The following is a 25304-nucleotide window of genomic DNA, read 5'->3' on the forward strand; positions in this document are numbered from 1 at the left end:
ATTTGTACTGTAATCTCAATTTTTTATAAATTAATTTGTTACTCCAAAGGATTACATTTAGACCTACTATAAAAACAATGCAGCAATATAATATAAGGCTGGTACAAAGTCAATATTCGAGACATTTTTTAGTAAAACTACTTTCAACACAGAAATTTCATTACCTGCTCTCAAACCAGTCCTCCAGATCGTCTGAACTAACTTTTTCATACAACTTAATCAATGCTGGACGCACTGTCTGGATGGCTTTAATCAGCCCTTCCCCTTCAACTCGTGTTGTGAACGTTTTGGCAGTTAGCTCTTGAGATAATTGATTAATCAACTCACTGGTTTCTTCGTCATCTGAAAGAATATTGATCAATTTACCAATTACGTATCGTTCTTCAAAGACTTGATCTGTGAAAAAATCAAAACTCGCGACTTCTGTTTTCACGAGATGCTTCATCGTCTTCTTATCTTCATAATTGAATTCTCCCGCCACATCCATATATTCTAAGATACCGCTTGTAATAACGGTAACTGCCTCATCTTTCTTCTGTTTAGATAATTCATCGGCAATCGGTAAATTTTTTATCTGATCACGTACCATTTTTTGAAGTTCTTCTTTAATGACTTCTTGTTGCAGTTCATAAAAATAATCATCCATAAACTCCTCACATGGATAACCAACTTCATTTTCCCATGCCGGATTTTTAAACTCCCCAGTGTAAAACTCTTCTTTGATTGCTTTCACAACTTCTGGATGTTCTTGCACAATCCTGTTCTGCCCTTTTAACTGCAAGTAGTCCGCAATATATTCTTCAATATCACCAAAGTAAAACCAGCCTACCGGTTTCCCACTAATACTAGATAATTGGTTAATGACACTTTCAGGGGCTAACGCATAGCCTTGAACATACGAGCTGATTGTTGGTTTCTTTATTCCCAAGCGATTGCCCAACTCTGTAAAGGAAAGATTCATACTTTCTTTGATTTCTTTGATTCGTTGTCCTACCTTCACTTTATCCGGTTGCAATAAACCAAACATAGATTACTTCCTCCTTGTCCATTTTTACTCATTATACCACTCGTATAAAATTTCGTATATATTTTTTGCTGAATCTCTTGACTTCGTATAAACAAACGTATAAAATACAAATCATAGATGGCCGTCTATATTTTTTTAAACCAATCGTATAAATTATCGTATATCAAAAGGAGGGCTATTATGCCAATTAAAATCAATGATCTCACCTTACCAAAAGAAAAACTCGAAAAAGAATACCAAGTTGTCAATGTTACTCGTTGGCAAAAAGATGGAGAAATTCTAGGTTGGAGTTATGAATGTATCCTACCAAAACTGCGCTATGAGAAAATCAGTGTCAAAGTCAAATCTGAAAATCCTATAATTACTCCGGAAGAACTTACCCAACAAAGTTTAGCCATGGTTACATTTACCAATTTAGTAATTGCACCTTGGGGTCGCTCTAACGGTCAATTCGTCAGTTATGGTTTATCGGCCACAGCAGATATGGCAACTTTGGTTCCGAAAAAACAAGGTTCCACTACGCAAAACTAATTTTCCTATGGGTTTGTTGGGTGCTTTGGACGAAACGGCGGGGCAGCGCCATAGAGCCGCTTCTGTCCGTTAAGACCACCCAATAAACACATAGGCTGGAAGGACTGCTTTGCAGGACTTCCACTTAACTTGATTTATAGAACAACATCTAGAGAAAAATGATGGTTCTTTGACAACTGAATACTCACCAAGGAGTGATGATTTTTGAAAGCTTATAATCAAAAAATCATTGAGACTACCACGTACCTTGAAATTAATGATTATGAATCAATCATTACTCCCAAACAAAAAAAGAAAATATTGAAACCAATCCAAAGCGAAAGAAAGAATTAGCTTGGCTTTATGAAGAAGAGAATCCAACTACCGAGAAAAGAAAACACTATGATGACCTATCTGCTCAAGGGCAATATGACAGCTTAAAGCGAAAACAAAAACACTATCAAAATATGCGCTATGAAATCGCCCGACTCATAGATATGAACTTTAACAATCAGACAAAATTTTTAACCCTCACTTTCAGAGAAAACATTCAAGACATTGCCTATGCGAATAATGAATTTAATAAATTTATCAAACAACTAAACTACGAGCTCTATCTCACAAAAAAATCTAAACTAAAATACCTTACCACGTGGGAAAAACAAGAACGAGGTGCCATCCATTATCACATAATTTTATTTGATTTTTCTTTTATCTCCGTCAATCGCCTTACTACCATCTGGGGACATGGATTTGTCAAAATCAACAAGATTGATGTGGATAGTATCGAAAATCGCGGACGCTATATCAGCAAGTACTTCGATAAGGACTTGGATATGAAAGAGCATAAGAAAAAAGCGTTCTTCAAGTCGCGCAACCTCAAAGTACCCAGCGTCACAAAGCAACTCGTGGATCAACCTTTTGACATCACAAATCAAGACGTCCAGTATTTTACAGTGCGATAAATGAAGGTGGAAATCCTGAACAAGTGATGGATTTTCAAGAAAGCATTGTTCGCTATACCAAGATAAAAAAATAATTCATTATTCCGTACGCAAAATTCAAAGGGAGTGAGAATATGACCGAAATGAAAATTTTACTCAGTGATGATTAGATGGGCATCATTTCTACTCAACTATTTGATTTAATCACAACTGAAATCAAAAAGATTAAGACACAGGAAAACCTGCAACATCGCTATATGAATAAGAAGCAAACTTGTCACTATTTACAGGTTTCTAATAATACGTTAGATGGCTGGATTAAAGAGGGCTTACCCTTCATTCAAATCCACTGATCAAATAGATTTGATTGTATCGCCATTGATTAATGGCTTGCAATCCTAGCAAAATAATTCCGACATCGTTATGCTCCATGTATAGTATTTGATTTCGGCTCGCAAATTCGGAGGGAAATACTATGGCGATTAGCAAAACAGAAAATGTGACTTACCGTTTACGGCTTTACTATCCACTTAAATATATTTATCAAAAACTACTTAGAATAAAAATTATTAATTAACTTCTCTGCTTGTTCTTTTTCAGGTATAAGTTTCTTTTCAATAATTTGTAAAAATTCACTAAGTTCTTTGGGTATTTCTTCTAAATCAGAAGCTATTTCATTAACTTGATTCTTTAATCTATCTGCCTTTTTCATTTCATCTATATCTTCAAATATAGGTTTATAATGAACAAACTTATTTCTTAACAAATTTATCTTCTCTATTTTAACACGCAAGTTATCATCAAATTCATTTCCTGTACTCAAAAGAAATAACCATGTCATTTTCCCTTTAATGTTAGTTGAATTTAAAACTTGAAAAATATAATCCTCTTCAAAATCATGGCATTGACTCAATATTTCTGTATAAAATGAATTGAATTTATGTTCAATTAAAGTTCCACATAAAATTATTGCCGTTTGGTTTCTAGACTTTTCTTTTTCAGATTTGATTGCTTTTTCAAAATCTTCTTCAAAAGTTATTGAAACATTAAATAGTCCCTGTAATCCTTCATTTAACTGTTCTTCAACAATTTTGTCCACATAATTTAAATCATCAATTTTCTCATTGTCTATTTTACCACTGTAAACGAGATGACTCAAAAACTGTTTGAAAAAAAACTCTCCTAGTTCTGATTCTATTTCTCTCAATTCATTTTCTGTATATTTTTTATCACCCTTATTCTCAACCATTTAAATTTCCTCCAGTAAGTTTAAATTTTTTCTGTATTCTCCACAAAAAATAATAATCTTCGCTTTTTACATCATAACCTTTTGATTTTTCCAAAAACTTGCCAATATGATTACTTATTGGTATTGCTCCTGATAATCCTATATTAGTTAAAGTATCTAATCCATAATATTTGCCAACAGAAAAAGTAATTAATGGGAATCCAATATTACTTCCTATATTTTTCCACCTATGCTTGTTAATATACTTTTTATTTTTTTCTACACTACTATTTATCTTATTAATTTTTGGCTGAATAACATCTCTTTGAAAATCTTCATAACTTTCCTTTGTCATATCAAATTTTTTTATGTCCTTTGAAAATTCATCCCTAAAAACTTTAAAAGAAGATAAGTCGCTATCTCTCAAACTAATTAGCTTTTTATAGTCAGTATCTTCTATATAGGGAAACGCATAATCCACTTTCTCTAAAATTTGTGAGTCAGAAACATTTTCTATTTTTCTTACCGAATTAGATAACATATTAATAATTTCCCCATCAATACTTCTATTCGATAAATACGTTTTAGAAGTATCCTCAAAGAAGATTTTGCTGTAAAAAATGTCATTTAAAATAGGTGTTACATAAGTAGGTACTATGCAATAGTCAAATATAAACTTCCTTTGTTTTGACGTCAAACAATGTTGTTTTCCACTTTTTATATTTCGTAACTCTATCCTTCCAAAAATATTATTCAAAAAAGTACTATCTACTATAATCAAATGCATCTCATGTTCAAATCCATATTTCAAGTTTTCACAAACTCTGACATAAAAATGATCCTCTTGATACGCTAACTCAAATTTAATTCCTGTTTCAATAAGTTTGTCTATTTTCAACTGATTATTTAAAATTAATTCTCGAACTGTATCTTCCTTTACTTTGTTTTGTTGATAACAATCTGCACATAAACAAATATATTCTGAATAAAATGAGACTATGTTCTTGTCTATTAACGGTTCCATGATAATTAAACTTTCGATATCAAATAACAATTCATCCATATTTATAAAGTTTTTTTCCATTAAAGTATTAATGTGTTGGTCTATAGGTGATTTCAAAGCAGTCTTATCCGCATATAATACTGCAAAATCCAAAGTTTTTTTTAATTGTTCTTTTCTACATTCAAAGCTGGCACAAGGAATTGGTCCACCAGATATCGTTCTGCCTGTTTCAAATTCAAAAAAACTTTCTTTGTTAGATTTATCATCAATTAAAACACCTGACAAGTCTTGAATCATATCGAATAATTGGTCTTCATTCAAATCAGTGATTCTTTTTATATTCTTTTCTCTATTTAAATCTTTAAATCCATAGTGTGTAAGAACTGACTTTACTTTCGACATTCAATCCCCTCCTATTCTATTTATATAACCTTTTTCTTCAATAGTTTTCAAGTTCCAATATTATTAGCAATATTTTAAATAATAATTACTCTACCTATCTAACTTTACTCATTTCCATTCATCATCAAATTTTAATAGAGACATGTTTTCAACTATTTGATTTGGTTCTCTAGTGGATTCTTTTTTACTTTCTTCAATCTTTATAATCATAGTCACTTGAATTATTGCTTCTCTTGTAAGTATCAATAACTCAAGCGTCATTTTTTCAAAATCATGAAAACTAATATTATATGCAAACTCATCAATTTTAATATCTTCCTCATTTTGAGCAAACTCATAATAATCTAAAATTTTTAGATATCTATGCTCCATGGCATTTCTCACATCAGACATTCTTTTTAAGATAGGATCAATATGTTTATCACCATACTTTGTCTTATTTTTCAAATCTTTGTATATCCACCACAATCCATTAAAAGCATAATTTTCTCTTTGAATAGATTGGATTTCTTTTCTTCTTTCTTTATTCCTAACATCTTTGTACCATAAATTCACAAAACTAATTCTTCCATCTGGTATTTTCAGTTTTAAATATTTATTTAGAAAATAAGCGATTTTATCAAATATTGAATATATACTTCGATAAGCTGCCTTTACTTTTTCAATTCCTATCCCATACATTGGATAATCAAACGTATTTATTAAATATACATCCTTATCAGAATAATGTGTTGATCTATCAGTCAATCCTTCATAAATCCAAAATCTTGCAGATACATACTCTTGCTTAATTTGATTAAAAATACCATGATATCTTGGAAACCACACATTTTCTATATCTTCTACTATTTCTGGTAAATGTAACGGATCATAACCAACTTCTATTTCAAAAAAATATCATTTACTTGATTGAGAGACAAACCATGTGCCCCAACCCATTTTCTGTAAGCCTCCTCCTCCTTAGACATATTTTCTATAGGTTCTAAAAAACCAGTTAAAGAAAACTCCGTTTTTAAGTATTCCAAACTAATACTACTCTTAATCCCATCTAAATATTTATTAAAAATTACTTGAGCCATATCTTTTTCAGGAAATGTTACTTTTTCATCTAGAATACTTTCTAATAAATAGAATGCGTAATAAAACATAATTTTTCTATGACTAGCATCAAAATAGGCATAATCTACTATTTTTAAAGCTAAGTTCCCAAGAGCCATTGGAAAATTCAATTCTAAAACCTCATTCAAATTATTAATCGATTTTACATATCTACCACATTGGGAAAGAATGTTTCCATAATTAACAGTTACCTGTAGAAAAAGTCCATCTATATAAGCTTTTGAAATTTCATATGCTTCCGTACTTAACATCGACACCTCATCATATCCCAACAAACACAAGTCCTTTATCACTTGAAACAAATAAAGGCACCGTTCATAAGTCTGTTCTACAGCATCCGTATTTCCCTCTTTTGATAAAATCCCCATTAAGCTGGTAGCAGAGCAATACAAATAACTAGCTTTCATCATCGTTTCTAGCTCTTCTTTATGTCCTAAATCAAAACATATACCGCTTAATTTTAAAGATGTGATTGTGTCGCCAGAATCCAGAGCTTGGTCACATCTAAGTTGCATATCTTCTAGCTTTTGATCTTCCCACCATTTTTCGATTTTTAATTCCTCCCTTGAACACAGTAAAGTTACTCAATATCCTTTAATTGAATAATTTCGTCAATCACATCTATATAGTGACACTCATTGTTCACAATCCTGTCGACGCTTCTTCAACAGTTTATTTTTATCGTTCTTTATGTTTTCAATATCCTTTCTAATGAATGTAGTCAAAAAAAAGTAGAAACTTTGCTTCTTTTAATTCGCAAAATCACAATCAATACTATAATTAATTGTGGTTTTCCAAATTTATTGATAGCTAGCAACTTTTTTATAGTAACTTTTTTATCACTACAAGTTTGGTTAAAAAAACTTTGAATCTTGCTATTAGAAATATTCTTATTTACCTTTAAAATTTTAACACTCTTAGATAAATTAAAAATATGGTTCATATTAACTTCAGTTCCCTTTATCGAAAAACAATAAAAAATATTTACAATTTGACAAAATGAATAATAGTTATAGTATAGCTCAAAAGAAAGCAAACGTAAAATCATATTTATAATTTTAATACTACAAAAATACCGACTCTATTTGCTGTAGAGTCGGGAAGGATAAATTATTATCGCTTCGTGGCGATATAGTACTTATTTCAATTGTTTCATTCTAACTTTTTCTGCTCCAGCTAACTCTTCAAGCTGATTTTCTACATTAAACATCAAACTAGAAAATTGTTGGTAAAAAGTAATAAACAAGATTGAGTTCGCATGGAATTCTCTTACAATCTTCTTCTTGTTTAATGGTTCTTCATTTTAAAAAAATTCATGAATACTATTCAACGGTTTCTCCCATGAATTTAGTTGTTCTATCGTTTCTTGCAACCGATAAACACTTTGATAGCTAATTTTTTTACTGGTTGATTATTATTCGTTAAGTAGCTAGCTTCCTTATTTCCCATCTTCATTATCTCCGTTCAAGTTTACTATATTTTTTTCAAAAGAACTTTCTTTTACTTTAAAGTTATAAATTACTTCTAATATTGCACCGTAATCTTTATGAAATAGAGTGAAGATTTTTTCTATCGCATAATAATTCTTAACCATTTCTTCACATTTTAATTCTTTGTTACTCTCATCATAAAGTGCAGAATCAAAAAATTTATCTACAACTTCCAACGCTTTATACCACGAATCCAGCTTTAACAACTCATACTCTAGTGTTACTGATTTTAACTTTCTATTCATTCGCTCTTCGTTCTATGCGTTTATTGCATAAGACAACTCATGCGAATATTGCATAAAAAGTCAATATGCAAAAAACTCATAACCTAAAATAATGGTGAGATGATACTATGTTTCAACGCATTCGTAACTTACGTGAAGATAATGATCTAACGCAAGAACAACTTGCTAGACTTTTAAATGTCAGCCAAGCAACTTATTCTCGTTATAAACAAGGAGAGTTAGATATACCGATTCAGTCTTTAATCAAGCTTGCACAATATTATTCCACTAGCATTGACTATCTGGTAAATTTAACAAATACTAAAACACCCTATGATAACTTATCTGTAAGTATTTTATATTTACAATCCAACTTCTATATCCTTACAATTTCCTTTTCAAGCTCCTCTATGAACATTTCTAAGTAAATAGAATCATTCGCTTCACTAATCATATAATTATTTTCTTTTTTGTTATACTGAAATAATCGAATGTCTTTCATTTTTTTGTCCTTATCTATTCCATAATAAATGATAGAGGAACCTTCCAAAGTCAATCCTAGTTCACCAAAATTTTTTGTAAACACTTGATGCTCACCTTCGTTTTCAATATACATTGGAAATCCAAAAAATAAATTACTATTCTTCTCATTTACTGAAAAAGGAATAACATGCAATCTGTTTTTCTCAACTTCTGCATAAATATAATACATTATTTCTAATTGATTGTGGTTTTCACTTTGTTCAATAAATTCGTCTTTATATCGTCCAGCATATAAATTAGGCATTCCCAACATTGAAGTATAGACTAAATGTCCTACTCTTTTTCCATACGTTCCATTGTTTAGAACATACTTAGCTACCGCTAACCACATCATATCGTCATATGTACGTTTTGCTGGTGGAATAGCTTCAAAAATAGAAAAAAGTATACTATCACTAAGTTTCACGTCAAAATTCTGCTCAATCAAATCATATAAATATTCATCAGCTCTCCCATACAAAATCTGATCTGGCATCATTTTACCTAACAAAGCTATCTTTTCTAACTTATCTCGTTTGGGAATACTAACCCCTTTTTCCCAATTATTAACAGAGCTTCTTGGAGAATTACCTATTAATTTCCCAAACTCCTCCATACTATAACCTAAATTTGTCCTAATTTCTCGTATTCTATTTGCAACCTTCTTTTTATTAGGCTTCATAATCATTGTTCTTTTCAACTAATATGCTAAATCTACCATAACAGATTCTATATTTAGAGTAAAACACATTTGTACTATTTTTCGTACTAAAACATATTAACAAGCCATCTATTCTTGTTTTACACTATTTTTATACTAAAATATGTACTAAAAAGAAAGAAGGAATGTAAAAATGGCAGTAAAAATTAGTGATTTAGTTTTACCTGAGAACAAATTAGAAAAAGAGTATCAAGTAGTACAAGTAACAAAATGAAAAAAAGACGGTGAAGTACTAGGTTGGACATATGAATGTGTCTTACCAAAATTACGCTTTGAAAAAGTTAGTGTAAAAATCTCGAGTGAATTTCCTGTTATTGCTAAAGAAGAACTGGAAGCTCCAGGAATGGCATTAGTTTCTTTTGAGGGATTATCAGTTTCTGCATGGGGCCGTGCTAATGGACAATTTGTTAGTTATAGACTTTCTGCTACTGCAACCTATGTAAAACTCATTACTCAAAAATAATGGGAAAGCAATTTTTTACCGCCCATGAAGTCATTCAACAAGTTCATGGGCTTCACTCTCTATCTACGTTAAATAAGTGGGCAAATTTTATTCAAAAAGAATGTGATTATACTTTTCAATACGAATACATCCCCTTTGTCAGTCATGGACGAAAGGGACAAACGAAACATCATCGGAAAACAAGGGTACTTTCTACAGAAGAAATTCAGAAACTTCAAGAAGTCGCTCATTTAATTCCGAAAATCGGACGCAATAAAGCTTTAAGACAATTGTTTGATGTTCACGAGAAAGTTGATTTGATGAAACATCATGAACTCATTAACTTTATTACAGAGATTTTCAATGAAAAATTGATAGAAAGAGATAAGATTATTCATGTGCTAGTCAGACAGTATAATGACTTAGACAAACGACTCATTGATTTATCCCATAGAGTAAAACAGATAGAGAAAACTTACGTACCTGATTCTGATAACACTTCCAGCGGGTGGTTTCGACGGAAGCGGTAGGGCAAGCAAGCCCAACACCGCTTTCCGCTCGAAAACAACCACACGATGGACGTATTGTCTGGAATAAAGGTACAAGACTTTGTCAGTCATTCACCACTCAATTTCTAACTTTAGGAGTGATAAACGCTGTATACGAGTTACAATCAGAAAATCATTGAAACTCCTACGTATATAGGAATTTGGGAATATGAGCAACCAATCTATTCAAAGCAATCAAAAATAGAAGAAACAAAAAAAGAAAAACTTGAACGGCTAGAAGATAAAACAACACGAAAAAAATTTGATGAACTATCTGCACAAGGACAATATGACAGCCTAAAACGAAAACAAAAACATTATAAAACGAAACGATTTGATATTGCACGATTAATTGACACAAATTTTGACAAACAAACGAAATTTCTAACATTGACCTTCAAAGAAAACATAGAAGATATTAAATATACAAATAGTGAGTTCAAAAATTTATTAAACGATTAAATTATCAATTATATAAAACCAAGAAAGCTCAAATTCGCTATTTAGTTACGTGGGAAAAGCAACAGCGCGGAGCTATCCATTATCACATTATTCTCTTTCACTTCCCTTACGTTCCTCATAAACAGCTTTTAAACACTTGGGGACATGGTGAAGTTAGAATTAATAAAATTGATGTGGATAGTATCGAGAATCGAGGAAGATATATCAGTAAATATTTTGATAAAGGTTTAGAGCTAAAGGAACACAAAAAGAAAGCTTTCTTTAAATCTCAAAATTTACGCCTTCCTAAAGAAACAAAAAAGCGAACTAACACACCTTATAATATTGCAAATCAAAAAGTATTAGTAACGAAAGAATATACAAAAAAGAAACCATTCTTTTTTAGAGAATGGAACTTATACGAAGTCACGGAACCAATACTTATGTTTGAAGAAAGCAAAGTTCGTTACACAAAAATCAAAAAAAACGGAGTAGATATTCATGAATGAACTCACTATTCTATTATCCAAACAACAACAGCTACATTTACAACAACCATACATCAATTATTAACAACCGAAGTTAACCAATTTAGAACAGAATTTGCTTTAAATACACGTTATATCAAAAAGAAACAACTCTGGCACTATCTCAATTTATCCAACAACACCTTAGATAAATTAATTGCAGAAGGTTTGCCCAAAATCAATATTCAAGGGGTTGTTCTATATGACAAAATAGAAGTTGATTGCTGGTTAAAAAAGTTTAGTCAGTTAGCTTGAAGCATGTTCACTCACTTTATAGTAGTCTTACATTCTGACGTGCAAGAAGGAAAGTAGGAAAAACTATGGCAATAAAAAAAATGAATAATGGAAAATATAAAGTAAATGTCTACATGGGTGATGGTTTCTCTCGATTTGTTGCCTATGCCGATTCAAAAGAAGAAGCTATGATTCTTGAAAAAGAAGTGAAACTTCAAAAACTAAAGGGAGAATTCAAGAAAAAGAAAGGCGATTACACCTTTAAAGAAGTTTATGAAATGTGGTGGAAAAAGAAGTATATTATTACTAACCATCATGAACAAAGTACGTTAGACCGAACGAAAAGTGTTTTTCGCCTTCACATTCTCCCTTATTTAGGAGATAAAAAAATAAAGCATGTTTCATTTGATATTCTAGAAAATCTTCAAATTTTATGGGCATTTGGTGACGAAGAAAAGAAGATTAAACCGTATGCAAATTTCAAAGTTTGTGTATCTTATACAAAGCAAGTAATGAAATATGCTTTATTGAAAGGCTATATCACCACTAACCCTTATGAATTATTGGAAATGCCTGTAAATGAAGCACTCAAACGAAAAAAATATTATTCTATAGAAACTGTTCAAGAATCTTTAGAGTTAATGAAAAAAGAACATGGCTTTCAAAACTATACCCTCTTAGCTTTAACTTATTATTTAGGAGCAACAAAAGGTGAAATTTATCCTCTTATTTGGGCTGATATTGACTTTCAAAAACAATTAATCTCTTTATCACATAAGTTAGTTAAGAACAAAGAAACTGGCATATATGGGTGTGTAGAAGGAATGAAAAACTCCTATCGTTTTCGAACTACCCAGTAGCGGATTCCATCATTGAACTATTGGCAAAATGGGAAAAAGTGCAATTTAGTGAACTGCAATAAGTCAACATTTTCCCAACCAATGATCAATTTATCTTCACCTATACGACTCAAAAGAGAGAACTGAACCAACCTTTGCATCCAGGCTATCTTAACAATAAACTTGATGCTCTTTCAAAGAAATTTGACCTTCTCAGAATAACGCCCCACGGCTTGCGACATACTTTTGTCGGTGACCTTTTAAATAATGGTGTGGACAATTTTATCGTAAAATCTCTCGTAGGTTATGCAGAAACCTCAAACATGATTAGAGATGTTTATGGACACACGAACGATCAGACAAAAATAGATACCCTTAAACGTTTAGAAGAGTATAGAAATGTCAGCCAGAATGATTGATTGGTTGGTTACGAGTACGAAAAAAGTCGTCACCAAACTCGTTACCAAATCAAAAAGACACCTTCCAACTGAATGGAAAGTGCCTTGACATTATTAATTGATTGGTACTCGATTTCTGAAGAAATCTCCGTCCCATACTGTATTCGTAAGCGAATAAATTCGCAACGACTCCAGCAATTAACGTTTTGAAAATTGGCTTGCTTTTCTTGCCTTTTTCAAACCTGGTTTTTTACGTTCTACCATACGAGCATCACGTGTAAGAAGTCCAGCACGTTTTAATGCTCCGCGGAAATCAGGGTCAACTTCTAGTAACGCACGAGCGATACCGTGACGAGTTGCGCCAGCTTGTCCAGCATATCCTCCACCGTCTACGTTTACAAAGACATCATACGCACCTTTTGTTTCTGTAACGCCAAAAGGTTGGTTGATGACTTCACGTAAGTCAGCATGTGGAATGTATTCTTCGATTGTTTTGTGATTCATAGTAATTTTTCCTGTACCTGGTACTAAACGTACGCGAGCTACAGATTTTTTACGACGGCCTGTGCCTTGATATTGTACTTGAGCCAATGGGTTTCCCTCCTTAAATTAGGTTAGTTAAATCTAGTACTTCTGGTTGTTGTGCTGCATGTGGATGTTCTGCTCCACCGTAAACGTTCAACTTAGACAATTGTTTGCGGCCTAAAGTGTTTTTAGGTAGCATTCCTTTGATAGAAGTTTCGATCAGTCTACGAGAGTTTTTAGCACGCAATTCGCCAGCTGATACTGATTTCAATCCACCTGGGTATTGGCTGTGACGGTAATACATTTTGTCTGTTTCTTTTTTACCTGTTAATTTTACTTTGTCTGCATTGATCACAATCACAAAGTCACCTGTATCCACATGTGGTGTGAATGTTGGTTTGTTTTTTCCACGTAGTACAGATGCTACAACTGCTGATAGACGTCCTAAAGGAACATCTGTTGCATCTACTACGTACCATTTACGTTCTACTTCGCCTGGTTTGGCCATATATGTTGTACGCACGTTAATTTCCTCCAATTTTTCTTCTGATGTTTGACACAATAAGTTTCCGGGGCTCATCGTGGGGCAAACAATACCATTTATCATGATACAGTGAATCCTTGATAAAGTCAATATGATTCGAACAATCTAGTCAATTTTATCGTAAAAAACTTGATCCAGATACAATCCCTCTGGATGAGCAGTGGGTCCCGCTAGGTTTCGGTCTTTGCTGGCAATGATTGTAGGCATGCTTTCTGGGTCTAGGCGCCCATTGCCCATCTTGAGTAAGGTTCCGACCACAATTCGAACCATTTTATACAAAAAGCCATCTCCACGAAAAGTAAATAGTAATTCGTCTTCATCTTTTCGATACTCGACTTTTGCTTCATATATAGTTCGAACTTTGTCTTCGACTGAGGTGCCTGACGCACAAAAAGCACTAAAATCATGCGTTCCTAGTAAATAGGTGCAGGCTTTTTGCATCGCTGCTATATCGATTGGATACGGAAAATAGCTGGCATAAAAACGTTTGAATGGACTTCTTGGTTTGCCAATGTCCACCCGAAATTTATAGGTCTTTTCTACCACGTGATAACGAGCATGAAAATCGTCTGGAACACGTTCCACACTTTTAACAGCAATGTCTTCTGCTGATTGAGTGTCAAAAGCAAAGCGAAACTTTTCTAAATTTGGAATTTCTTTGTAATCAAAGTGAATGACTTGTCCTTTGGCATGTACACCCGAATCTGTGCGTCCAGACCCAAAAATTGTAATGGGTTGCTGGTTGTTCAATTTTTTTAAGGTCTTTTCCAGTTCTTCTTGAACGGTTCGGGCGTTATGTTGGATTTGAAAGCCACAAAAATTGTGACCGTCATAAGCAATAATCGCTTTATATCTGGGCATAAAGCCCCTCCTTTTGTTGTTTATTTAACTACGGATGAGTAAGAGTACCGCTGTTAGGATCACAAAGACCAGCGCTACGCTAGTGTCTTTCATCTGCCAGTGAAGTACGCGGTACTTTGTCCGTCCTTCTCCTCCTTGGTATCCTCTTGCCTCCATCGCTAAGGCTAAGTCCTCCGCACGGTTAAAGCTGCTGACAAAGAGCGGAATCAGTAATGGGATAATCGCTCTCATCTTTTGCATAATACTCCCTTCATTAAATTCCACCCCACGCGCTCGTTGTGCATTCATAATTTTTTCTGTTTCATCCATTAAGGTTGGAACAAAACGCAAGGCAATTGAGAGCATGAGAGAGACTTCATGCGCAGGGAATTTTACCCTTTTAAGCGGTTGAAGCAATGATTCAATGGCATCTGAAAGTGACAATGGTGGCGTAGTCAGTGTGAGAAGCGTCGACATAAAAATAATCAACACAAAGCGACAAAAAATGAAAATGCCGTTTTGCACACCTAGAGAGGTCAGAGAAAAAATGCCCCACTCAAAGTAAGTTTCGCCACCTTTTGTAAAGAATACTTGCAGAATAACTGTAAAAAGAATCAGCCAAATCAAGGGGCGCACACCTTTTAAGAAAAAGCTAACGCTGACTTTTGATAAGGCAATGGCTAAAATGGTAAAAGCAAACATGCAGAAATAAGAAGCGATATTATTACATAAAAAGATAATGCCAATAAAATAAAAGCTTGCCAGTAATTTTGCACGTGGATCCAAGTGGTGAACAAAAGAGTCGCCTGGAATATATCGTCCTAATAACAATTTATTCATGCTTTTATTCCTCCTTGTTCCATTTGTTTCGTCAGTTCAGCGACCAACTCTTCCAACGTCAAGGGGATATGTGTAAATTGCATTCCTTTTTGCTGAAGCTTAAAGGCAAAGGCTGTTGCAGTTGGAACCCCTAATTGTTTAGACTCTAGCCACGCAACATCTTGAAAGACTTCTCTCGGTGTACCCGATTTTACAATTTCGCCCTTTTCTAGCACAAAGACTTGTTCGGCGTATTCAGCCACATCATCCATCTGATGGGTCACTAGAACGATGGTTTGTTGATGTTTTTGGTGCAATTCATGGAATAACTCAAGCATTTCTTTGCGCCCTTTTGGATCTAGCCCAGCTGTTGGTTCATCTAAGACGAGGATTTCAGGTTTCATTGCTAGTACCCCCGCAATAGCGACACGTCTCATTTGTCCCCCAGATAGCTCAAAGGGAGAGCGTTCTAAATAAGACTCATCCAATCCAACTAATTGAATCATTTCTCGTGCGATTTCCTTTGCCTCTGTGTCGGATACTCCAAAGTTTTTTGGGCCAAACATAATATCTTTCTCGACCGTTTCTTCAAAAAGCTGAGCTTCTGGAAACTGAAAAACTATTCCTACATGTTTTCGAATTTCTTTTAAATTTTTATTTTTGCTTTCTGGTACAATGACACGCTCACCGATGAGTACCTTGCCTGACGTCGGTTTGAGCAAGGCATTTAGATGTTGCAAGAGCGTAGATTTCCCACTACCTGTATGCCCAATCAGCGCGGTATAACTTTGTGCGGTGATTTTTAAATCAATATCATACAAAGCTCGTTGCTCAAAAGGGGTTTGTGGTTGGTAGGTATAGCCTACTTTTTCGAATTGAATGTCCACAGCCAATCCACCATCCCTTCTTCTGTAGTGTAATCCTCCGGTACTTGATAGCCTTTTGCAACTAGTGCGATTTTTAGCTTTTCAGAAAAAGGCAAATCCAAGCCCATATCAATCAACTCTCGACCATAGGCAAAGATTTCTTTCGGGGTTCCTTCTTTGAGCAATTGGCCTTGCTTCATTAACAAAATCCGATTGGCATTTGCGGCTTCGTCAATGTCATGCGTAATTGAAATCACCGTCAAATTTTCTTCTTCTTTAATTTGCTTGATTGTTTCGACCACTTCCTGACGTCCTTCTGGATCAAGCATACTCGTTGCCTCATCCAAAATAATCACATCTGGCCTTAGTGCCACAACGCCAGCAATCGCCACACGTTGTTTTTGGCCTCCAGATAGTCTGGAGGGCTCACGATCCATAAACTCGTCCATCCGTACTCGTTTGAGCGCATTTTGCACACGTTCAACCATTATGTCTCGCTTGATTCCTTGATTTTCTAATCCAAACGCAACGTCATCTTCCACCGTTGCTCCGACAAACTGGTTATCGGGATTTTGAAAGACCATGCCAATCCTTTTACGTGCTTCCCAGACACTCTCTTCTGTAAGTAATTGTCCATCAATCCAAACCTCGCCACGTGTTGGCACCAGTAACCCATCGATAATTTTTGCAAGTGTAGACTTTCCCGAACCATTGTGCCCAATCACTGCAATCCAGTCTCCACGTTTTATTTTAAATGAAATATCGTTTAAGGCTAAAACAGGCTCTGCCTCTTCTTCTTGCCGGTAATGATAGTCAATATTTTTTAATTCGATGATTGATTCCATTGACATTTCTCCAATTTTCTTCAATTTCTTTTAAACTCTGTATACCCACTTAGTATATAGAAAAAATGCAAAAAAATCTACGCGCAGCATCAGACTTCTGAATAAGTTGTCTGAATATTTAATAAATAGAGATTTAAATAAAATGGAATCGTATTTATACAATTTTTCTAAAAATATTCATCCCATAAAATCTTTAATTCATCAACACATTCGTCACGATTTTCATATATTTATGCAAAACATGAAGTTGTATACAAATCTTTCGTTTCGTATAATTTATTTAACAAAGATAAAGGAGTTTTAGACACTATGAAAAAAATAAATTCTAAAAAAATAATGGCAGCAACGATTGTCTTACTGAGCCTCTTGGTCGTTTTTCCAAAAGTAAAAGCATTAGCTGATAACATGCTAACTTGGGGTGGGGAAGAAAATATTAGCCAAATCAACCAAGCCTTAGACACCTTAAACACTAAACTGACTGCTAATAAAGCAACGATTGAAAACTTAAACGCAAAAGTTTCCAGTGGTAAAAACGAACTAGACAGCGCAAACCAAGCTGTGCAAACATATAGAAATCAAGTGAGTTCTTTAGAATCACAACTTTCTAGCTTGCAAAATCAGTTAAATGCCAAAAATAATGAATTAGCTGGCAAACAAAATGAAATTCAAGCAAAAATCTCTGAAATTAATCAAAAAATTGCTGAAGGCAATCAAAAAGTAAGCGAAAAACAAAAAGAAGTTGATCAAAAACAACAACAAGTAGCCACCTTAAATAATCAATTGGCTCAAGCAAATAATTCCGTCACTGCTTTACAAAATGAATTAGCTCAAACAAAAGCACAGCTTGCAGAACAAACACAAAAAAATCAAACACTAAGTGACTATGTTAAAAAATTAGAAAAAGCAAATAATGAGGTGCAACAAGTAAAAGAAAAGGCACAAACTATTGTAAACAATAATAAATAATCTAAAAAGAAGCGTCCTCTGTGAACAGAGGACGCTTCTTTTTTTTGATTTAAAAAAAAATACTAATTCCTATAATAGGGATTAGTTCCAAACAGACTTTCCGCACAACTTTATGATGAGTGCATACTCTCTGGCACAAACCAGAGAGCAGCCCTGAGCTAGACTCGGAGCATCCCACTCCAACATCATAACACTCTAAAAAGAAATCTCTATAAAGTGACGGTATAGTTTTTATTGAATTTTAAACAAGTTCGATGACAACCATAGGTGCTGCATCACCGCGACGTGGTTCTGTTTTTAAAATACGAGTATAACCACCTTGACGATCTGCATAACGAGGTGCAACATCATTGAATAGTTTTTGTAAAGCTGATTCAACAACGATTTCTTCATTTTCTTCACGAACAGTAGCGACTTCATTACGAACAAACGCTGCTGCTTGACGGCGAGCATGAAGATCTCCACGTTTACCTAAAGTAATCATTTTTTCAGCTGTTGAACGCAATTCTTTGGCACGAGCTTCTGTTGTGACAATACGTTCGTTAATGATTAGATCAGTTGTTAAGTCGCGCAACAACGCTTTACGTTGGCTGCTTGTGCGTCCTAGTTTACGATAACTCACGCTGGGTTCCTCCTTTTAGAAAGTTTTAATCATCCTGGCGTAAACCTAAACCTAAGTCATGTAATTTAACTTTAACTTCTTCCAATGATTTACGTCCTAAGTTACGAACTTTAATCATTTCTGGTTCAGATTTATCCGTTAATTCTTGAACTGTATTGATTCCTGCTCGTTTCAAGCAGTTGTATGAACGTACAGACAAGTCTAACTCTTCGATGGTCATTTCCAACATTTTTTCTTTTTGTGTTTCTTCTTTTTCAACCATGATTTCAGCATTTTTTGCTTCATCTGTTAGGTTTACAAAGATGTCTAAATGTTCGGTCATGATTTTTGCAGCTAAGCTAATTGCTTCTTGCGGCATGATGGATCCATCTGTCCACACTTCTAGTGTTAATTTGTCAAAGTCGTCTCTACGACCAACACGTGTGTTTTCAACTTGATAGTTAACACGACGAACTGGTGTATAGATAGAATCAACAGGAAGTACACCAATTGGCATATCTTCTTTTTTGTTTTCGTCAGCTTGAACGTACCCACGACCTGGTTTTACAACCAAACGGGCATGAAAAGTAGCACCTTCAGCAACTTCACAAATGTATAAATCTTTATTCAAAATCTCAACATCACTATCCGTTAAAATGTCACCTGCGGTAACAGTAGCTGGACCTGTAACATCGATTTCAAGTGTCTTTTCTTCTTCTGCAAAAAGTTTCAAAGCAAGACCTTTAATATTTAGAATAATTTGGGTTACGTCTTCTCTTACTCCATCGATTGTCGCAAATTCATGCAAGACCCCATCGATTTGCAGATTTGTAATTGCTGCACCGGGTAAAGAAGAAAGTAAAATGCGGCGTAGAGAGTTGCCCAAAGTCGTTCCGTAACCTCTTTCCAAAGGCTCGATGACGAATTTGCCATAATCTCTATCTTCATCAATTTTGGTGATTCTTGGTTTCTCAAATTCAATCATGCTTATCTATACCCCTTTCAAAACGAAAAGTGCGTTGTTCAATGACGTTTTCAAGTTCATACTCAAAATGAAAGGACTCTCATTAAACACGACGGCGTTTTGGAGGGCGGCATCCATTATGAGGAACTGGAGTGACGTCACGAATTGCTGTCACTTCTAATCCTGTTGCTTGTAATGAACGAATTGCTGCTTCGCGTCCTGAACCTGGTCCTTTAACTGTTACATCAACAGATTTCAAACCATGTTCCATAGAAGCTTTTGCTGCTGCTTCAGCTGCCATTTGTGCTGCGAAAGGTGTAGATTTTTTACTACCTTTAAAACCTAATGAACCAGCTGATGACCAAGCTAATGCATTTCCATGAACATCTGTAATCATTACAATTGTATTATTAAAAGTAGAGTGGATATGAGCCACACCAGATTCAATATTTTTTTTGACACGGCGTTTTCTACTAACTTTTTTTGCTGCCATGAAGTTCTAACCTCCTTCACTTACTTATTATTTTTTCTTACCTGCGATTGAACGTGCTGGACCTTTACGAGTACGTGCGTTGTTCTTTGTATTTTGTCCGCGAACTGGCAAACCACGACGATGACGGATTCCACGGTATGAACCGATTTCCATCAAACGTTTGATGTTTAAGTTCACTTCACGACGAAGATCCCCTTCAACTTTCAATTTGTCCACTTCTGCACGGATTTTATCTGTTTGTTCGTTTGTTAAATCACGAACACGAATTTCCTCTGAAACTCCAGCGTTTGCTAAAATTTCTTGTGCTGTATTTTTACCAATACCATAGATATAAGTAAGAGAAATCACAACACGTTTATCACGAGGGATATCTACTCCTGCAATACGAGCCATTATTCGTTACACCTCCTATTAACCTTGACGTTGTTTATGTTTTGGATTTTCACAAATGACCATAACACGTCCTTTACGACGGATCACTTTGCATTTTTCACAAATTGGTTTTACTGATGGTCTTACTTTCATGATTATACCTCCTTGATTTTACGGAGTACAATTATTTAAAGCGATAAGTAATGCGACCGCGAGTTAAATCATACGGTGATAATTCCACAGTCACTTTATCTCCTGGAAGAATACGAATATAGTGCATTCTGATTTTTCCAGAAACATGCGCTAAAACTACGTGTCCATTTTCCAGTTCTACTTTAAACATTGCATTCGGCAAAGTTTCGACGACTGTACCTTCAATTTCAATCACATCATCTTTCGCCACGCATAGTACCTCCTTATACTTGTTTCGTGCGCTACACACGATAAAACGGCGGAAACTCTTGCTCCACCTAAGTTACTTCAACTAACGTATTATACCATACCCTCATACGAAATTAAAGTTAGACTTGACATTTCTATTACACAATCAACAGAATGACGAGCTTAGAGTAAACACGCCAGAATAGAGAGCATACATGCTGGCTTTACAATTAGTTTTTATCAATGATTTTTTCAACATCTTTAAAAACATCATCAATTGCGCGATTTCCATTGATCGTGTGCAAAAGGTTTTGTTCTTCATAAAACGCTAAGATTGGTTTGCTATTTTCGATGTTGACGCTTAGACGATTTTTAACCGTTTCCGGTTTGTCATCTTCACGTTGGTAAAACTCATGTCCCCCACAGCGATCACAGGTACCTTCTACTTTTGTCGGATGATTTAATTTATGATAGGTTGCCCCACATTTTTTACAAATAAATCTTCCAGCCAAACGTTCTACTAAAACTTCTGCCTCTACATCGATATTAATAACGGCATCAAGCTTTTTGTTTAATTGTTTCAATATAGTTTCAAGTGCTTGTACTTGATCATATGTCCGAGGAAAACCATCTAATAGAAATCCTTTTTCAGTATCAGCTTGGGCCAAGCGATCTTTTACTATACCATTCGTCACTTCATTTGGAACCAATTCACCCTTATCAATGTAGGATTTAGCTTCTAGTCCCATTGCGGTTTCGTTTTTCATTGCTTCGCGGAACATATCTCCAGTGGAAATATGTGGAATATGATAGGTATCAATAATCCGTTCAGCTTGAGTCCCTTTACCAGCGCCAGGCAGCCCCATTAAAATGAGATTCATACGTCTTCCTCCTTAAGTATGAGGACGCGTGTTGAGGAAATCCTCAACACATGACTCTTACTTGTTGATAAATCCAGTATATTGGCGTTTCATCATTAAACCTTCTAATTGTTTCACTGTTTCTAGTGCAACTCCAATTACGATCAATAAACTTGTACCACCCAAACCGATTGATTGAGGCAAGTCCCAAAGTTTTTGGGCAATAATTGGTAAAACAGCAACCAATCCTAAGAAGATTGAACCTACAGTACTCAAACGAATTAATAAAGAAGAAATAAAATCTTCTGTCCCTTTTCCTGGACGTACACTTGGAATGTAACTTCCTTGTTTTTGTAAGTTCTCAGCAACTTTTTCAGGATTAACCTGTACGAATGCATAGAAGAAAGTAAAGGCAACAATTAGGACAGTATAAATCGTCCCACCTAGTAATGTCGAATAGTTAAACACCTGACTAAGAATTTTATACCAGCCTTCTTCACCGTGTGAATTACTAAATAGTTGTAATATCGCACTTGGAGTGGAAATTAATGAACTAGCAAAAATTACTGGAATAACTCCGGCAGCATTCACTTTTAAAGGCAAATAGCTGCTTTGAGGTGCTCCGGCAACACGTTTTGTATACTGAATTGGAATTTTTCTTTCTGCTTGTTGTACATAAGTAACAACTGTCACAATAAGTAAAATTGCAATAATCAGTAGAACAATGAATAAGATAGATTTCCAAAGATCCGCAGAATTAATTCGTACAAAGTATGTAGAATAGATTTGTTGGATTCCTTTTGGCAATCTTGAGATAATCCCTGCAAAGATAATCATTGAAACACCGTTTCCGATTCCTTTTTCAGTGATCTGCTCACCCATCCACGTCAATAACATCGTACCCGCCGTCAAGATAAGTCCAATACTAATATAAGAATATACATTGGCATTTTTCACAAAGCCTAGTGATACGTAGCGATTAAATCCTGCTGTTATACCAAAAGATTGGATAAACGCTAAAGCTAACGTTAGATAACGAGTCGCTTGATTTAATTTTTTACGTCCAACTTCCCCTTGTTTCGACCACTCAACAAACTTTGGAACAATGTCCATTTGTAACAACTGGATTACAATCGAAGCTGTAATATATGGCGAAACTCCCATTGCAAACAATGAGAAGTTTTCCATTGAGCTCCCACTAACTGTGTTGAGCATTGTAAAAAGTGAGTTGCTACTCAATTCTACAAGTTTCTTAGCATCAACACCTGGAACTGTGACACTTGCACCAATACGAAAAGCAAAAAGAATAAGAAATGTAAAAAAGATTTTATTACGAATTTCTTTCACTTTAAAAGCGTCTTTTACAATTTTCAGCATTAGATCACCTCGATTGATCCACCAGCAGCTTCAATAGCTTCTTGCGCAGATTTTGAAAACTTAGTTGCTTTTACTGTCAATTTTTTAGTGATTTCACCATTCGCTAAGACTTTAACGCCTGATTTTTCATTTTTCACAACACCTGCTTCAACTAAAACAGTTGGTGTTACTTCTGTACCATCTTCAAATTGATTTAGTGCATCTAAATTAACAACAGCATATTCTTTACGGTTGATGTTTGTAAATCCACGTTTTGGTAAACGACGGAATAAAGGTGTTTGTCCACCTTCAAACCCTAGACGTACGCCACCACCTGAACGAGAATTTTGACCTTTTTGACCGCGACCAGAAGTTTTCCCGTTACCTGATGATGTACCACGACCTACACGATTACGCACTTGACGTGATCCTTCAGCGGCTTTTAACTCATGAAGTTTCATTGATTTGGCACCTCCTTAAAAGTGTTTCTCTTTAAATATTATTATACTTCTTCAACGTCCACTAAATGTGAAACAGTATTAACCATACCCTTGATTGCTTCATTGGCAGGTTTTACAACAGTGCTGTTTAGTTTTTTAAGCCCTAGTGCTTTCACTGTATCACGTTGATTTTGAGGACGTCCGATTACACTACGTTTTAACGTAATTTTTAATTCAGCCATTTTAATGTCCTCCTTATCCGATTAATTCTTCAACAGTTTTGCCACGAAGCTCAGCTACTTCTTCAGCACGTTTTAATTGTTTCAATCCTTCAACTGTCGCACGTACCACATTAATTGGTGTGTTTGAGCCTAGTGATTTACTTGTAATATCTGCAACGCCTGCTAATTCTAATACGGCACGAACAGGTCCACCAGCAGCAACCCCAGAACCGGCAACAGCAGGTTTCATTAAGATACGTCCACCGCCGAACACTCCGATTACTTCATGAGGGATGGTAGAACCAACCATTGGTACTTCCACAAGATTTTTCTTAGCATCTTCAATTGCTTTACGAATTGCTTCAGGTACTTCTTGTGCTTTACCAGTACCAAATCCAACATGACCGTTTTTGTCACCTACGACAACTAATGCAGCAAAACGTAAACGACGTCCACCTTTTACAACTTTAGTTACACGGTTAATAGCAACAACGCGATCTTCTAATTCTAATTGTTTTGGATCAATATAAACCATGAATGGTGTTCCTCCTTCTTTTAAAATTCTAGTCCATTTTCACGCGCTGCTTCTGCTAAAGCTGCAACACGGCCATGGTAAAGGTAACCACCACGGTCAAAGACTACTTCTTTAATTCCTTTTTCAGTTGCTTTTTTAGCAACTAACGCACCAACAGCTTTGGCCGTTTCAGTTTTTGTTCCACCTGAAATTTCTTTATCTAAGGTAGAGGCACTTGCTAGCGTCACACCCGCTACGTCATCAATTACTTGCGCGTAGATGTTTTTGTTAGAACGGAAAACGTTCAAGCGTGGGCACTCAGCAGTACCAGAGATTTTTGCGCGGACACGTTTGTGACGGTTTAAGCGCACTTTGTTTTTGTCTGGTTTTGAAATCACAATTGTCACCTCTTTGTATTTTTTCGCTGCCAATTGGCAGACTGAACGTGAATACTCTGACACAGTCTAGACAATACACATCGTATAAAGTGTCTATACTGTGCACAAACATTCAACGATTATTTCCCAGTTTTACCTTCTTTACGTCTTACGAATTCACCAGCATAGCGAATTCCTTTGCCTTTATAAGGTTCTGGAGGACGAATTCCACGGATATTTGCCGCAAGTTCGCCAACATGTTCTTTGTTAGCTCCTTTAATTACTACTTGAGTATTTGCAGGAACTTCGATTGTTACGCCTTCAGGAGCAACAACTTCTACCGGATGTGAATACCCAACATTAAGTACAAGTTTTGATCCTTGTAATTGTGCACGGTACCCAACCCCGATTAGTTCTAACGCTTTTTGGAAACCTTCGCTCACACCAACAACCATGTTGTTTAGGTTTGCTCTCATTGTTCCATGTAACGCGCGATTTACTTTTTCATCGTTTGGACGAGTAAGGTTGATTTCGTTTCCTTCGATATTGATTCCAATTTCAGAAACAAATTTACGAGTCAACTCACCTTTAGGTCCTTTTACAGTAACTTCATTTCCATTTTGTGTAACTGTTACACCTGCAGGAATAATAATTGTTTTATTACCAATACGGCTCACTTCAAGACACCTCCTTGTAATGTT

34 protein-coding genes and 1 pseudogene are annotated in these 25304 nt (G+C 35.0%); 9 read left to right on the top strand and 26 right to left on the bottom strand.

Annotated features, from left to right (window positions below; translation table 11 throughout):
* Positions 1–160: 160 nt before the first annotated feature.
* A complete protein-coding gene (locus CBF30_RS10845) occupies positions 161–1027 on the bottom strand; it encodes a helix-turn-helix domain-containing protein (protein ID WP_126826662.1) in 867 nt (288 codons plus the stop codon).
* Positions 1028–1207: 180 nt separating this feature from the next.
* On the opposite strand from CBF30_RS10845, the gene CBF30_RS10850 reads away from it, so the two are divergent.
* The 3 genes from CBF30_RS10850 to CBF30_RS10860 all read left to right on the top strand — a co-directional run bounded on the left by CBF30_RS10850 (position 1208) and on the right by CBF30_RS10860 (position 2834).
* Positions 1208–1558 carry a hypothetical protein gene (locus tag CBF30_RS10850; protein ID WP_126826665.1) on the top strand — a complete coding sequence of 117 codons (351 nt, stop codon included), beginning with the start codon at positions 1208–1210 and terminating at the stop codon, positions 1556–1558.
* Between the two features lie 446 nt (positions 1559–2004).
* The gene (locus tag CBF30_RS12015) at positions 2005–2502 is read left to right on the top strand and encodes a rolling circle replication-associated protein (protein WP_245975072.1); all 498 of its coding nucleotides are present in this window, start codon (positions 2005–2007) and stop codon (positions 2500–2502) included.
* Between the two features lie 149 nt (positions 2503–2651).
* Positions 2652–2834 carry a hypothetical protein gene (locus CBF30_RS10860; protein WP_245975073.1) on the top strand — a complete coding sequence of 61 codons (183 nt, stop codon included), beginning with the start codon at positions 2652–2654 and terminating at the stop codon, positions 2832–2834.
* 197 nt (positions 2835–3031) lie between these two features.
* On the opposite strand, the gene CBF30_RS10865 is transcribed toward CBF30_RS10860, so the two are convergent.
* From CBF30_RS10865 to CBF30_RS10880, 5 genes are all read right to left on the bottom strand, one after another.
* Positions 3032–3730, bottom strand: a complete 699-nt coding sequence (locus tag CBF30_RS10865; protein ID WP_126826668.1) for a hypothetical protein — start codon at positions 3728–3730, stop codon at positions 3032–3034.
* Entirely contained in the window at positions 3723–5114 is a 1392-nt protein-coding gene (locus CBF30_RS10870; RefSeq protein ID WP_126826671.1) for a hypothetical protein, read from the bottom strand. Before CBF30_RS10870 ends, CBF30_RS10865 begins: the two co-directional genes overlap by 8 nt.
* Before the next feature lie 108 nt (positions 5115–5222).
* Positions 5223–5942 (bottom strand): LA2681 family HEPN domain-containing protein, encoded by a 720-nt coding sequence (locus tag CBF30_RS12020; RefSeq protein ID WP_245975074.1) that lies wholly within the window; start codon positions 5940–5942, stop codon positions 5223–5225.
* Positions 5943–5995: 53 nt separating this feature from the next.
* Positions 5996–6748, bottom strand: a complete 753-nt coding sequence (locus CBF30_RS12025; RefSeq protein WP_245975075.1) for a hypothetical protein — start codon at positions 6746–6748, stop codon at positions 5996–5998.
* Positions 6749–7671: 923 nt separating this feature from the next.
* Positions 7672–7968 carry a hypothetical protein gene (locus CBF30_RS10880; RefSeq protein WP_126826674.1) on the bottom strand — a complete coding sequence of 99 codons (297 nt, stop codon included), beginning with the start codon at positions 7966–7968 and terminating at the stop codon, positions 7672–7674.
* Between the two features lie 107 nt (positions 7969–8075).
* Here CBF30_RS10880 and CBF30_RS10885 point away from each other — a divergent pair.
* Positions 8076–8282: pseudogene (locus CBF30_RS10885) on the top strand (helix-turn-helix domain-containing protein); the annotation flags it as partial.
* Between the two features lie 41 nt (positions 8283–8323).
* Here CBF30_RS10885 and CBF30_RS10890 read toward each other — a convergent pair.
* Positions 8324–9151 (bottom strand): helix-turn-helix domain-containing protein, encoded by an 828-nt coding sequence (locus tag CBF30_RS10890; protein WP_126826679.1) that lies wholly within the window; start codon positions 9149–9151, stop codon positions 8324–8326.
* Positions 9152–9652: 501 nt separating this feature from the next.
* Between CBF30_RS10890 and CBF30_RS10900 the strand changes: the two genes are divergently transcribed.
* The 4 genes from CBF30_RS10900 to CBF30_RS12040 all read left to right on the top strand — a co-directional run bounded on the left by CBF30_RS10900 (position 9653) and on the right by CBF30_RS12040 (position 12640).
* Entirely contained in the window at positions 9653–10162 is a 510-nt protein-coding gene (locus CBF30_RS10900; RefSeq protein ID WP_126826681.1) for a hypothetical protein, read from the top strand.
* 512 nt (positions 10163–10674) lie between these two features.
* On the top strand, positions 10675–11130 hold the full coding sequence (locus tag CBF30_RS12200) for a rolling circle replication-associated protein (protein WP_425469871.1): 456 nt from the start codon (positions 10675–10677) through the stop codon (positions 11128–11130).
* A 338-nt stretch (positions 11131–11468) separates the two neighbouring features.
* Entirely contained in the window at positions 11469–12242 is a 774-nt protein-coding gene (locus CBF30_RS12035; RefSeq protein ID WP_245975076.1) for a site-specific integrase, read from the top strand.
* Between the two features lie 134 nt (positions 12243–12376).
* On the top strand, positions 12377–12640 hold the full coding sequence (locus CBF30_RS12040; RefSeq protein ID WP_245975077.1) for a tyrosine-type recombinase/integrase: 264 nt from the start codon (positions 12377–12379) through the stop codon (positions 12638–12640).
* 177 nt (positions 12641–12817) lie between these two features.
* On the opposite strand, the gene rpsI is transcribed toward CBF30_RS12040, so the two are convergent.
* The 6 genes from rpsI to CBF30_RS10945 form a co-directional block, all read right to left on the bottom strand.
* Positions 12818–13210 (bottom strand): 30S ribosomal protein S9, encoded by a 393-nt coding sequence (gene rpsI / locus CBF30_RS10920; RefSeq protein ID WP_126826685.1) that lies wholly within the window; start codon positions 13208–13210, stop codon positions 12818–12820.
* A gap of 13 nt (positions 13211–13223) precedes the next feature.
* Complete coding sequence (rplM, locus tag CBF30_RS10925) at positions 13224–13724, bottom strand: 50S ribosomal protein L13 (RefSeq protein WP_390221329.1); 501 nt, start codon at positions 13722–13724, stop codon at positions 13224–13226.
* Positions 13725–13793: 69 nt separating this feature from the next.
* Positions 13794–14549 carry a tRNA pseudouridine(38-40) synthase TruA gene (truA, locus tag CBF30_RS10930; RefSeq protein WP_126826691.1) on the bottom strand — a complete coding sequence of 252 codons (756 nt, stop codon included), beginning with the start codon at positions 14547–14549 and terminating at the stop codon, positions 13794–13796.
* Between the two features lie 24 nt (positions 14550–14573).
* Positions 14574–15368 carry an energy-coupling factor transporter transmembrane component T family protein gene (locus CBF30_RS10935; protein WP_126826694.1) on the bottom strand — a complete coding sequence of 265 codons (795 nt, stop codon included), beginning with the start codon at positions 15366–15368 and terminating at the stop codon, positions 14574–14576.
* The gene (locus tag CBF30_RS10940) at positions 15365–16234 is read right to left on the bottom strand and encodes an energy-coupling factor ABC transporter ATP-binding protein (protein ID WP_126826698.1); all 870 of its coding nucleotides are present in this window, start codon (positions 16232–16234) and stop codon (positions 15365–15367) included. Before CBF30_RS10940 ends, CBF30_RS10935 begins: the two co-directional genes overlap by 4 nt.
* Positions 16210–17058 (bottom strand): energy-coupling factor ABC transporter ATP-binding protein, encoded by an 849-nt coding sequence (locus CBF30_RS10945; protein WP_126826703.1) that lies wholly within the window; start codon positions 17056–17058, stop codon positions 16210–16212. Before CBF30_RS10945 ends, CBF30_RS10940 begins: the two co-directional genes overlap by 25 nt.
* A 309-nt stretch (positions 17059–17367) precedes the next feature.
* Here CBF30_RS10945 and CBF30_RS10950 point away from each other — a divergent pair, with 309 nt between their 5' ends.
* Positions 17368–18024: a hypothetical protein gene (locus CBF30_RS10950; RefSeq protein ID WP_126826706.1), complete on the top strand. Its 657-nt coding sequence runs from the start codon at positions 17368–17370 to the stop codon at positions 18022–18024.
* 241 nt (positions 18025–18265) lie between these two features.
* On the opposite strand, the gene rplQ is transcribed toward CBF30_RS10950, so the two are convergent.
* The 13 genes from rplQ to rplF form a co-directional block, all read right to left on the bottom strand.
* Positions 18266–18646 (bottom strand): 50S ribosomal protein L17, encoded by a 381-nt coding sequence (rplQ, locus tag CBF30_RS10955; protein WP_126826709.1) that lies wholly within the window; start codon positions 18644–18646, stop codon positions 18266–18268.
* Between the two features lie 25 nt (positions 18647–18671).
* Positions 18672–19610: a DNA-directed RNA polymerase subunit alpha gene (locus CBF30_RS10960; protein ID WP_126826712.1), complete on the bottom strand. Its 939-nt coding sequence runs from the start codon at positions 19608–19610 to the stop codon at positions 18672–18674.
* An 82-nt stretch (positions 19611–19692) separates the two neighbouring features.
* Positions 19693–20082 (bottom strand): 30S ribosomal protein S11, encoded by a 390-nt coding sequence (gene rpsK, locus CBF30_RS10965; RefSeq protein ID WP_126826715.1) that lies wholly within the window; start codon positions 20080–20082, stop codon positions 19693–19695.
* 27 nt (positions 20083–20109) lie between these two features.
* Positions 20110–20475 carry a 30S ribosomal protein S13 gene (gene rpsM, locus CBF30_RS10970; RefSeq protein WP_126826719.1) on the bottom strand — a complete coding sequence of 122 codons (366 nt, stop codon included), beginning with the start codon at positions 20473–20475 and terminating at the stop codon, positions 20110–20112.
* 18 nt (positions 20476–20493) lie between these two features.
* Positions 20494–20607: a 50S ribosomal protein L36 gene (gene rpmJ / locus CBF30_RS10975; protein ID WP_009488082.1), complete on the bottom strand. Its 114-nt coding sequence runs from the start codon at positions 20605–20607 to the stop codon at positions 20494–20496.
* 31 nt (positions 20608–20638) lie between these two features.
* The gene (infA, locus tag CBF30_RS10980) at positions 20639–20857 is read right to left on the bottom strand and encodes a translation initiation factor IF-1 (protein ID WP_010052088.1); all 219 of its coding nucleotides are present in this window, start codon (positions 20855–20857) and stop codon (positions 20639–20641) included.
* A 208-nt stretch (positions 20858–21065) separates the two neighbouring features.
* Positions 21066–21716: an adenylate kinase gene (locus tag CBF30_RS10985; protein WP_126826722.1), complete on the bottom strand. Its 651-nt coding sequence runs from the start codon at positions 21714–21716 to the stop codon at positions 21066–21068.
* A gap of 57 nt (positions 21717–21773) precedes the next feature.
* Positions 21774–23072, bottom strand: coding sequence for a preprotein translocase subunit SecY (secY, locus tag CBF30_RS10990; protein WP_126826725.1), 1299 nt, complete (start codon positions 23070–23072; stop codon positions 21774–21776).
* Positions 23072–23512 (bottom strand): 50S ribosomal protein L15, encoded by a 441-nt coding sequence (rplO, locus tag CBF30_RS10995; RefSeq protein ID WP_126826728.1) that lies wholly within the window; start codon positions 23510–23512, stop codon positions 23072–23074. Before rplO ends, secY begins: the two co-directional genes overlap by 1 nt.
* 41 nt (positions 23513–23553) lie before the next feature.
* Positions 23554–23733, bottom strand: a complete 180-nt coding sequence (gene rpmD / locus CBF30_RS11000) for a 50S ribosomal protein L30 (RefSeq protein ID WP_126826731.1) — start codon at positions 23731–23733, stop codon at positions 23554–23556.
* A 13-nt stretch (positions 23734–23746) separates the two neighbouring features.
* Complete coding sequence (gene rpsE / locus CBF30_RS11005) at positions 23747–24247, bottom strand: 30S ribosomal protein S5 (RefSeq protein WP_126826734.1); 501 nt, start codon at positions 24245–24247, stop codon at positions 23747–23749.
* A gap of 20 nt (positions 24248–24267) precedes the next feature.
* On the bottom strand, positions 24268–24624 hold the full coding sequence (gene rplR, locus CBF30_RS11010) for a 50S ribosomal protein L18 (protein ID WP_126826801.1): 357 nt from the start codon (positions 24622–24624) through the stop codon (positions 24268–24270).
* A gap of 119 nt (positions 24625–24743) precedes the next feature.
* On the bottom strand, positions 24744–25280 hold the full coding sequence (rplF, locus tag CBF30_RS11015) for a 50S ribosomal protein L6 (protein WP_126826737.1): 537 nt from the start codon (positions 25278–25280) through the stop codon (positions 24744–24746).
* Positions 25281–25304 lie beyond the last annotated feature (24 nt).

The sequence above is a fragment of the Vagococcus entomophilus genome, from assembly GCF_003987595.1.
GTDB classification, from domain to species: Bacteria; Bacillota; Bacilli; order Lactobacillales; family Vagococcaceae; genus Vagococcus_E; species Vagococcus_E entomophilus.

Coding starts and splice junctions, on each gene's coding strand:
- CBF30_RS10865 (WP_126826668.1), bottom strand. CDS start 3,730: ATGGTTGAGAATAAGGGTGATAAAAAATATACAGAAAATGAATTGAGA.
- CBF30_RS12015 (WP_245975072.1), top strand. CDS start 2,005: ATGCGCTATGAAATCGCCCGACTCATAGATATGAACTTTAACAATCAG.
- CBF30_RS10935 (WP_126826694.1), bottom strand. CDS start 15,368: ATGAATAAATTGTTATTAGGACGATATATTCCAGGCGACTCTTTTGTT.
- CBF30_RS10860 (WP_245975073.1), top strand. CDS start 2,652: ATGGGCATCATTTCTACTCAACTATTTGATTTAATCACAACTGAAATC.
- CBF30_RS10845 (WP_126826662.1), bottom strand. CDS start 1,027: ATGTTTGGTTTATTGCAACCGGATAAAGTGAAGGTAGGACAACGAATC.
- rpsM (WP_126826719.1), bottom strand. CDS start 20,475: ATGGCTCGTATTGCAGGAGTAGATATCCCTCGTGATAAACGTGTTGTG.
- CBF30_RS10950 (WP_126826706.1), top strand. CDS start 17,368: ATGAAAAAAATAAATTCTAAAAAAATAATGGCAGCAACGATTGTCTTA.
- rplM (WP_390221329.1), bottom strand. CDS start 13,724: ATGAGCCCCGGAAACTTATTGTGTCAAACATCAGAAGAAAAATTGGAG.
- rplO (WP_126826728.1), bottom strand. CDS start 23,512: ATGAAACTTCATGAGTTAAAAGCCGCTGAAGGATCACGTCAAGTGCGT.
- rpmD (WP_126826731.1), bottom strand. CDS start 23,733: ATGGCTGAATTAAAAATTACGTTAAAACGTAGTGTAATCGGACGTCCT.
- CBF30_RS10850 (WP_126826665.1), top strand. CDS start 1,208: ATGCCAATTAAAATCAATGATCTCACCTTACCAAAAGAAAAACTCGAA.
- CBF30_RS10890 (WP_126826679.1), bottom strand. CDS start 9,151: ATGAAGCCTAATAAAAAGAAGGTTGCAAATAGAATACGAGAAATTAGG.
- CBF30_RS10900 (WP_126826681.1), top strand. CDS start 9,653: ATGGGAAAGCAATTTTTTACCGCCCATGAAGTCATTCAACAAGTTCAT.
- secY (WP_126826725.1), bottom strand. CDS start 23,072: ATGCTGAAAATTGTAAAAGACGCTTTTAAAGTGAAAGAAATTCGTAAT.
- CBF30_RS10880 (WP_126826674.1), bottom strand. CDS start 7,968: ATGAATAGAAAGTTAAAATCAGTAACACTAGAGTATGAGTTGTTAAAG.
- CBF30_RS10870 (WP_126826671.1), bottom strand. CDS start 5,114: ATGTCGAAAGTAAAGTCAGTTCTTACACACTATGGATTTAAAGATTTA.
- CBF30_RS10945 (WP_126826703.1), bottom strand. CDS start 17,058: ATGGAATCAATCATCGAATTAAAAAATATTGACTATCATTACCGGCAA.
- truA (WP_126826691.1), bottom strand. CDS start 14,549: ATGCCCAGATATAAAGCGATTATTGCTTATGACGGTCACAATTTTTGT.
- CBF30_RS12025 (WP_245975075.1), bottom strand. CDS start 6,748: ATGCAACTTAGATGTGACCAAGCTCTGGATTCTGGCGACACAATCACA.
- CBF30_RS10960 (WP_126826712.1), bottom strand. CDS start 19,610: ATGATTGAATTTGAGAAACCAAGAATCACCAAAATTGATGAAGATAGA.
- rpmJ (WP_009488082.1), bottom strand. CDS start 20,607: ATGAAAGTAAGACCATCAGTAAAACCAATTTGTGAAAAATGCAAAGTG.
- CBF30_RS12035 (WP_245975076.1), top strand. CDS start 11,469: ATGGCAATAAAAAAAATGAATAATGGAAAATATAAAGTAAATGTCTAC.
- rpsK (WP_126826715.1), bottom strand. CDS start 20,082: ATGGCAGCAAAAAAAGTTAGTAGAAAACGCCGTGTCAAAAAAAATATT.
- rpsE (WP_126826734.1), bottom strand. CDS start 24,247: ATGGTTTATATTGATCCAAAACAATTAGAATTAGAAGATCGCGTTGTT.
- CBF30_RS10985 (WP_126826722.1), bottom strand. CDS start 21,716: ATGAATCTCATTTTAATGGGGCTGCCTGGCGCTGGTAAAGGGACTCAA.